The 8,496-nt window shown below is 59.1% G+C and carries 9 protein-coding genes; 5 read left to right on the plus strand and 4 right to left on the minus strand.

All coding sequences use genetic code 11. The features are described from left to right. The first annotated feature begins 308 nt into the window (after window positions 1-308). Window positions 309-575 (plus strand): DksA/TraR family C4-type zinc finger protein, encoded by a 267-nt coding sequence (locus JNL55_RS31845; RefSeq protein WP_293864145.1) that lies wholly within the window; start codon window positions 309-311, stop codon window positions 573-575. Window positions 576-829: 254 nt separating this feature from the next. Here the strand turns inward: JNL55_RS31845 and JNL55_RS31850 are convergent, their stop codons facing one another. The 3 genes from JNL55_RS31850 to JNL55_RS31860 all read right to left on the minus strand — a co-directional run bounded on the left by JNL55_RS31850 (window position 830) and on the right by JNL55_RS31860 (window position 4,950). Then, window positions 830-2,014, minus strand: coding sequence for an ABC transporter permease (locus JNL55_RS31850; RefSeq protein ID WP_293864148.1), 1,185 nt, complete (start codon window positions 2,012-2,014; stop codon window positions 830-832). Continuing rightward, window positions 2,014-3,183 carry an ABC transporter permease gene (locus JNL55_RS31855; RefSeq protein WP_293864151.1) on the minus strand — a complete coding sequence of 390 codons (1,170 nt, stop codon included), beginning with the start codon at window positions 3,181-3,183 and terminating at the stop codon, window positions 2,014-2,016. Before JNL55_RS31855 ends, JNL55_RS31850 begins: the two co-directional genes overlap by 1 nt. A 273-nt stretch (window positions 3,184-3,456) precedes the next feature. Then, window positions 3,457-4,950: a hypothetical protein gene (locus JNL55_RS31860; protein ID WP_293864154.1), complete on the minus strand. Its 1,494-nt coding sequence runs from the start codon at window positions 4,948-4,950 to the stop codon at window positions 3,457-3,459. Window positions 4,951-5,089: 139 nt separating this feature from the next. Here JNL55_RS31860 and JNL55_RS31865 point away from each other — a divergent pair, with 139 nt between their 5' ends. Both JNL55_RS31865 and JNL55_RS31870 read left to right on the plus strand, forming a co-directional pair. Further along, on the plus strand, window positions 5,090-5,377 hold the full coding sequence (locus tag JNL55_RS31865; protein ID WP_293864157.1) for a hypothetical protein: 288 nt from the start codon (window positions 5,090-5,092) through the stop codon (window positions 5,375-5,377). Between the two features lies 1 nt (window position 5,378). Further along, window positions 5,379-5,789 (plus strand): DCC1-like thiol-disulfide oxidoreductase family protein, encoded by a 411-nt coding sequence (locus tag JNL55_RS31870; protein WP_293864160.1) that lies wholly within the window; start codon window positions 5,379-5,381, stop codon window positions 5,787-5,789. Between the two features lie 31 nt (window positions 5,790-5,820). On the opposite strand, the gene JNL55_RS31875 is transcribed toward JNL55_RS31870, so the two are convergent. Further along, window positions 5,821-6,753: a LysR family transcriptional regulator gene (locus JNL55_RS31875; protein ID WP_293864163.1), complete on the minus strand. Its 933-nt coding sequence runs from the start codon at window positions 6,751-6,753 to the stop codon at window positions 5,821-5,823. A 105-nt stretch (window positions 6,754-6,858) separates the two neighbouring features. Here JNL55_RS31875 and panB point away from each other — a divergent pair, with 105 nt between their 5' ends. Together panB and JNL55_RS31885 are read left to right on the plus strand one after the other, a co-directional pair. Then, a complete protein-coding gene (gene panB, locus JNL55_RS31880) occupies window positions 6,859-7,710 on the plus strand; it encodes a 3-methyl-2-oxobutanoate hydroxymethyltransferase (protein ID WP_293864166.1) in 852 nt (283 codons plus the stop codon). A gap of 82 nt (window positions 7,711-7,792) precedes the next feature. After that, complete coding sequence (locus JNL55_RS31885) at window positions 7,793-8,461, plus strand: class I SAM-dependent methyltransferase (protein ID WP_293864169.1); 669 nt, start codon at window positions 7,793-7,795, stop codon at window positions 8,459-8,461. The last annotated feature ends 35 nt before the right edge of the window (window positions 8,462-8,496 follow it).

Raw genomic sequence — 8,496 nt, forward strand, 5'->3', positions numbered from 1 at the left:
GCGATAGCTGAGAAGTTACTTTAAGTCACCTGGCGGTTTTATTCGTCCGCTCAAGCGTCTAGAGCCGGAATATACTCCAGCGACTGCGAATGGCAACGGCCCGGCGAGATTTTTTGGCAATGCGATGCCAATTCTTCCGAATTGTGGTTGCTTTGCTTAGGTAATGCTCTCCAGTGGGTCAGGGCGAAGCGCAGCCCGCCTCAATTTGAGGCCGAAATCGCCGCCAGGTCAGCCTCCGGTCAGGGTCTTGCGCAGGTCACAGCGCGACCCCACATTGCGGTTGGTTGGGCAACGGTTTGGGAGGGGCGATGGCAACGGGTTGGGCCGGCGACGGCGCCGTGCAGGATCAAATCGACGCGACGGTGAAAGACGCCGTTGAGCGCGCCAAGAGCCAGCTGGCCAGCGGGCCGGGGCTGACCCATTGCGCCCATTGTGGGACTGAGATTCCGGAAGCCCGCCGCAAGGCGCTGCCAAGCGTGCGCCTGTGCGTCGCTTGCCAAGAAGCCGAAGACAAAGAAAACGCCGCCGTCAGCGGTTACAACCGCCGCGGCAGTAAAGACAGCCAGCTGCGCTGATTTCCGCTCGCTCAACGGACTGAAACTGATCAGATCGTTGGAGCAACGTTTCTAAAACTACGACACGCAAACAACCATCGGCGCGATGGAATACCTGATTCAGTGGTGAGCGGCTGAGCGGATACAGATTCAAGCCTGGCTTTGGACAGGCCCAGAACCCACATCCTTTATATGACATAATATGCATTATGCGCACTAGGATGGTGGCCTAGGGCGGTTTCCTTGGCCATCCCAACCCTGGCCCTTTGGGGGTTTCAGAGCTCTCTTAGCGCCATTGCGATCGGCATCCGGGCGGCCCGGATTGCTGGCAACAGTCCACCGACCAGACCGATGGCCAACGCGGCGATCACGCCACTGGCAAGCAATTGGGCTGACACCTCGAACGCGAACATGATCTGGCCGCCGCTCGAGCCCATCGTGGATGCTTGGAGGCCGTCGAATAACAGCCAAGCGATGCCTGCGCCGATCACGCCGCCGGCTACAGCCAGCAACAGAGTCTCCAGCAAGACTGATACGACCACAGGAATCGATCTGAAGCCGATTGCTCGCAGTGTTGCGATCTCTCGTGCGCGGACTGTGACTGCTGCATACATCGTGTTGAGCGCGCCGAATGTCGCACCGAGCGCCATGATCGTCGCAATGACGATGCCGAACACACGGCTCATCTTGGCAACTCGTGCAGATTGGCGACTGTAGTACTGCTGGGTGGTGATTACGTCGATGTTGAGACTGGGATCGCTGACCAGTTGTGCTTTGAATGCGTCGAAGGTGCTGGCGTCGGTCAATTGCACGACCAGCGACGATTTGCCGGTGCCGCGGCGGAACGCAGACCCGAGCACGTCGCTGTCGGTCCAGATTTCTGAGTTGTGAGCGTCGCCGGAATCGAAGATTCCGACCACGAGCCATGCCTGACCGTTGAGCATCAGCGTCGCGCCGAGCTGCGTTCCTAGAAACTGACGATGAGCATCGGCACCGAGCACCAATTCCTGCAAGCCCGGCTGGAATTGTCGACCGGCGGTAATCATCGCTTGAGGCCGTAATTCCCAGGCTCGTTCACCGATGCCACGAACGGCGACATTGGCTTCGAGTCCCGTGCTCCTTTTTCGCAAGCTCGCTGCAACCAGCAACTCAGCAGACACGATGGCACGATTCTCAGCGTTCCTTTTTATCTGCGCAGCCTGCGACACGATCGACGGTACGTCGCGAGCCAGCGAGGAGGCGGCTTCAGACTGAGTGCCGGCTTGAAGAATGAGGGCGGTGTGGTCATTCCCGCTTTGCTGGAGTGTTCTCTCGAACCCCTCTCCTATCGCCAACAATCCGATGAACACCCCTACTACACCGGCAATGCCCACAACCACGACCGCAGCAGCACCGAGTCGCTTTGGAATAGTGGCAATGCCAACGAGAGCGACCGAACCGATCTGTCGCACGACGCTCATCATTTCTCCGCCAACGCGTCGACGATTCGCAAACGCAGGCCACGCAGCGCGGGCACGGCGCCAACGATCAGGCCGATCAGGATTGCCACGGCCAAGCCTCGCAGCCACACATCGACACTGACTGGCTGCAGCGGCACCGGTAACGCTCCGTCTGGCAACGAACTGGCGAAGCTCAGTGCGAGCGTCGCTAACGCCAAGCCCAACGTGCTACCGAGTAGCAGTAACAGCACAGACTCGCTGAGCACCAATCCCAACACGGTGCCGCCAGAGAAGCCGAGCGTCTTCAACACAGCGAACTCAGGAATGCGTTCTTGCACGGCCTGCGCAATGGTGTGACCGGTCAACAACAGCAAGGTGAAAAATACCGCGCTCATGATCGACGTAACGATCAAGCCGAAATCGCCGATCTGGCCGATCCAGCCGGCGCTGAAGGAATTCTCGCTTTGAGTCTTGGTTTCGTGCGCTGAGTTGGCGGAGAGCGCATCGACAGCATGCGCGACATTGTCGACCTGATTCGTGTTGGCGACTTTGAGCACATACCAACCGACGTTGCCGCTAGCCGTCAGTCGCGCCTCATCGAAGCCGTGCCAGTTGATGTAAACAGTGTTGTCCCAAACCTGCATTCCAGGATCGGTGAAACGATAGATGCCGACCACGTCGAAGGTCCAAACATTGGAGCCATCTTTGCGTGTCACCGTGGTCTGAAAGGGAATCTTGTCGCCGATGCGCCAGTTGAATTTCTTGGCCAGGCCTGCGCCGACGATGGCACCGGTGCGAGTTTGTTGAAACGCGGTACGTTCGCCGGCAGTCAGTGCCAGCTCGGGATACAGATCGAAAAACGTCTCGGTGTGACTTTCCAGCGGAACATTGTTCTTGGCGTCTTGGTAAGTGCCGCCGAAGTAGACGGCATAGTCGACGTTGGTGATGCCGGGGACTTCTTTGATCCGCTCCAACAAGCTCTGCGGCAATACTGGTGCGCCCGGTCGCAGCTTGGATAGAGTCAGTAGCCGGTCATGCCCTGCGATGGATTGTCCGAAGTTGGCGAACGTACTTCGCACCGTCTCCAACGGCCCGTAAAGCAGGAAGGCCACGGTGATGGACAGCAGCATCAAGATGGTCCGCACTCTGCGCCGGAACATGCCTGCCCAGATCAGATGCAGATACCCCATGCGAAGGCCTCGCAGAACAGCCGTAGCTGTTGTGCGTGACCGGGCTCATCTCGCGCTCAGCCCCCAGCGGGGCGTTCGATCGCGTGGTCGATGGATATTGGCTCGTGGGAAATCACGTTCATTAACGCACCCGCCACGATGGCGGTGGCGGCCACGGCACGGAAGCCGGTACGGATTGGGTGTTTTGCAGACATGACTGCAAGGTAATCCGCCCGGCTCGGCCTTTCTAATCGATTATTCCGTCAGCCAAGATCGACAGCTTCTATGCGCACGTCAGTGAGTGCAGACCTTCGGTCGCGCGAAATCCACGGGCTTGAAGATGAGTAGCTTGCGTTCCCAGAAGCTGGCGTGAGTCGCTGCGCCTAGCGATTCGGCAGTGGCCTTCTCATGACGAACGCCGTTGAGTTCGTAGGTGACCCATTGGTCCGGCTTCTTACGCAGCCGTTCCAGCAGCGAGAACATCACCAGGCCCTGGTCGCGATTCGCGAAGTGTTGCAGATCCGGATCCGAGGATGCCTTGATCATCGCGACCTCCCGCTGATACGGGAACAGATCGATGGGCTGGTCGATCAGCAAGTGATTCGAACTGCCCGCTTCGGTATGCAGATTGCTGAACATGGCAATCGACGCTTCCGTCCTCGAGCCAAAGTACGGCGCCAGGCAGATGATGAACAACGCGGTCGGGATGGCATATAGCCACAGTGACCGTCGTGGCCCGGGGTTGCCTTGCCAAGGCAAATGGCTGAGCGCTGCTTCAGAGAGCAACAGCATGGCGATGCCGCCATACACCACCCACATCAACACCCAAACAGACTGGTAAGCATGAGACGGCGGGATATGCGCCTGCCGGCTGTACAGCGACAGCACCGCGACCACGAGGATCACGCCGCCGATCACGAGGCCGAACGGCAATGCCTGGCCGAGGGTGCCGAAGCGCTCACGCAATACCCGGAACAGTCGCGCGCAGCTGTCGTAGAAGCGCTGACTCACTTCGCGCGGCACGGACAAGATGTACAGCGCGAACACCAAACTCGAGAAATCCATGTACCACGAGTACACGGAAATCGGGATCACGAAATGAAACATCAACGCCAGCAACAAGCCGACCGCAAACCAACGTTTCCAATACAACGAAACGATGGCGATGGCTTCGACGATGAACGTGCTCCAGATCGCAAAATATTTGCCGGCCAGGCTGTTTTGCAAACCGAAGCCGTCCGCTAGCGGCATATACAAGGCCACGGCGCAGCTGACGCGCGGATCCAGGAAGTCCGTGTTGATCTTATGGAAGATGCCGTAGAAGTACATGATGGCGAGCAACGCCCTCGCCGCTACCCGCATATTCTCGTAAATGTTTTCTCGGACCTGCGCAGTGCCCTGGTAGCGCAAGACGGCGTTCAAACAAATGACCAGAATCGACGCGTTCATGAACGCGGTAATCATTTTGTTGTTGCCGGCCACCGGCATGGCGACCGAGTAACGCGTCAGCATGATGCCGGCGAGCAGCACCAGCAGCGGTGTCCAACGCGGCCGCCAGATCAACAACAGTGCTACGGAAATGGCCGCCCAAGTCAGCGAACCCAGTAACGCGCCGTCACGAAACACCAGCATGGTGCGATCGCCGGCCAGGCTGAAAATCGCTGCCGCGGCCCACACCGGTGAAAAAGCAATCAAGCCGTCGGCTGCGACCTGGTCGCTGGCCTGGCTCAGGGAGGGGCGCAATTGCCGCCAGAATCCACCCATGGATCGATCTGCCCGAGCGCTCATGCTCCCTGGTGCCCCTGTTATCTCTAAACTTCTCTGTAACGATGCGAGCGCCCCGGCTGCCGAGGCCGCGCGAGTGTGCCAGCTGCCTCAAATTGGCGCTACCTGTTCCTGACCTGCGCCACACCAGCGCGGCCGCTGCGTGGATGCCACGATTTCCAAACAAATGACAGCGAGCCTGAACCATAGAAGCGAAAAGCATGCCGGCGCGCGCGTGCTGAATGTCGGACCGCATTGGAGTAGTATCGAGCCCACCTCGGGAAGGGATTTTTGTATGGTTTCTGGCCGGAAATGGGCGCTTTATTTTCTCGCCGCGCTGGCGCTGGCCGGTGCGTACGACGCCATGCGCAACCTGCCCGTGTTGAGTGGTTGCAATTTTTACTCCGAATGCCCGGATAAAAGTTCAGGCGCCAGCGGTTCGACGGACTGACGTGACCGAAAGCTCTCGAAAACCAGCGGCAAACTGGTTGCTCTACGACGGTGAATGTCCATTCTGCTCACGTTATGTCGTGCATGTAAGGCTGCGTGAAGCCGTCGGCACGGTGACGTTGGCGAATGCGCGCGAACATCCGGCGCTGGTCGACGAAGTGAATCGCTTGGGCTACGACGTCGACGAAGGCATGGTGTTGAAATTGAATGGGCGCTACTACCACGGCGCCGATTGCATCCATGCGCTGGCGCTGCTGACCACCTCCTCCGGCTGGTTCAATCGCATCAACTCGCTGGCATTTCGCTCGCAGGCATTTTCGCGCTTCGCCTATCCCCTCCTGCGTGCCGGAAGAAATCTCACATTGAAGCTGCTCGGTCGGTCTCGCCTACAGCCCAGCCCGACGCCGGAGTGAAGTCACTGTCGAGTTTTCTAACAATTATTTGTTAGCGAATCGCGGCTGCCAGCTCCAATCCAGGCACGTTATGCAACTTGCCGATTTCCTGATTGGCGATGGCGACGAACTCACGCGCCGCCGGTGACAAGTGATGCCAATGCCGGAAAGCCCAGCCGATGGAGACCGGTGGCAAATCCGCAATCAGCACGGCCTGCACCGAACCACCGCTACGTTCAAAATTGTACGCATGCACCGCCGGCACGATGGCCTGCCCGAGGCCGAGTTCGACGAACAGTTTCGCGGTGTCGAAGTCATCGAACGCCACTTCCGCCTTGAGCTCGACGCCCCGCTGTAACGCTGCTTGCTCGATGGCGCTGTGATGAGTGGTGCCACCGGCGAGCCCGAGATAACGAATCCCCTGCAAATCTTGAAGTCGTAATTTGCGCCGGCGGGACAAGGGATCGCTCTTGGTGGTGAGTAGAAACAAGCGTTGTTTGGCGATGGGCTTCTCGTTGATACCGCGCACCGGCTCGCCTGTGGTGACGAAGCCCAGATCCGCCTGACTCAATCGCAGAATCTCGAAACAACGGCGCGTGGAGTTGGCGGGCAAGAAACGCAAGTTCACCTTCGGATGTTCTTTCCGGAAACGAACCACCGCTTGACGCATGAAGTGCCGCACCGTGGTCCCGCCAGTCGTGATGGTCACCGTGTCCGACTCGCCGTGCTGAAGCGCTCGCACGCGTTGTAGCCCGACCTCGATGGCATCCAAGCCCTCCAGCGCAAAATCCTTGAGCACCTTGCCGGCTGCGGTCGGTTGAATGCCTCGCGCATGCCGTTCGAACAAACGAATGCCCAACTCGGCTTCCAGCCGTGCGATGTGTTGGCTTACCGAGGATTGAGTTCGTTGCAGCTCACGCGCCAGCGAACTCATGCTGCCCACCTCGCAGGCCGCCACCAGGATTCGTAAATCTTCGAGGGTCATTTCGTCATATAAGCATTTGCTTGTGGAAATGAAAAGGACCTTAGCGTTGACTAATGGCTCGCCAAATGGAATCGTCGCGCCGAATAACCTGTGGGGGACAGGCTCATGAAAGGTCAAAGACTCTCGACGGTGGACATCGTCGCCATGAAACGCCGTGGCGAACGGATCGCGGCACTAACGGCCTACGATTACACGTCGGCGCAAATGCTCGATGCCGCCGGTGTGCCGTTCATTCTCATCGGCGACACGTTGGGAATGGTGGTCCAGGGTCAGGACACCACCCTCCCCGTCACCTTGGATCAGATCATCTATCACTCGCAGATGGTGGCGCGTGGCAGCCAGCGTGCGCTGCTGGTGGGCGATATGCCGTTCATGACCTATCAGGTGTCGGTGGAAGATGCGTTACGCAACTCAGCGCGCCTGCTGACTGAAGGCAAAGTCGGCGCGGTGAAAATCGAAGGCGGCGTCTCGATTGCGCCGACCATCGAGCGACTGGTGAGCGTCGGTATTCCAGTGTGTGGTCATCTCGGCTTCACTCCGCAATCCACGCACGCGATGGGCGGTCCGCGCATTCAAGGCAAGGAGCCATCAGCTGCAGCTTCGCTGGTTGCGGATGCCGAGGCACTCGAAGCGGCGGGCGCCTTCGCCATCGTGCTCGAGTTGGTGCCCGCGTCAGTCGCTCAGGAGATTTCGCGGCGGGTCTCGATCCCGACCATCGGCATCGGTGCCGGACCTCACTGCGATGGCGAAGTCCAGGTGTTCCACGACTTGTTCGGTCTGTACACCGATTTCAAGCCCCGCCATACACGTCGCTATTTGAACGTAGCGCAGGACCTAGTGGCTGCGACCCGCAAGTACGTGGCCGATGTTACGGAAGGCACCTTCCCCGGCGCTGAGCAGACATCTGACCTGGGTGCCGAAGCCAAGGAACGGTTCCGCGCTCTGCTCACGGCCTGAATTCAAAGCTTCAACGTCGAGAGTGTGGGCATAGTAATCTTGCGATCCCGGCCAACCAGTGCCGGCAATCTCAAGAACGGATATGACCCTGCCCAAGCGCGCGATCGCCGCCAGCTTTTTGCCTGATCAATACCGCTATTGGTATTCGCTGAGCAAACTGGCGATGGATCCCTTGTATCAAGCCGTGCCCAGTGCGTTCGCTGACGAGTCGGTGCCGGTGTTGGACCTGGGCTGCGGCATCGGCTTGTTGTTGCATTGTCTGCGAGCGAGCGGCCGTCAGCTGCCGTATGTCGGCGTCGACACCGACGCAGTGAAGATCGAAGCCGCCCGCCTCGCCTCGGCGCGCGGCGGCCATCGTAATGCGGACTTTCAGGTCTGCGATTTGAGCGTGCGCTTCCCTGAACATCAGGGCAGTGTCGCGCTCTTGGATGTGATTCAGTATCTGCCCGAGCAGGCGCAGGGCAAGTTACTGGAGCAGGCTGCTCAGTGCGTCAGCAAAGAGGGCCAGCTAGTGATTCGCACCGGCTTGGCCGACGGCACCTGGCGAAGCGCCATGACGCGAGCTACGGATCGCTTCGGTCACTCGGTCGGCTGGATGAAGACGTCTTTCAAGGCGCAGCCTTCCGCGGACGATTTACGTCGCGTGCTCAAGCAGTACGGCCTGCAGGCAGAGTTCAAACCGTTATGGGGTCGAACCCCGTTCAACAATTGGCTGGTGGTCGCGCGGCGCTCAACGAGCGCCGCGGCTTGACCTTCGATCAGGGATAGATCTCGATTTCCTTGAGT

Source organism: Steroidobacter sp., from assembly GCF_016790065.1.
Taxonomy (GTDB): domain Bacteria; phylum Pseudomonadota; class Gammaproteobacteria; order Steroidobacterales; family Steroidobacteraceae; genus Steroidobacter.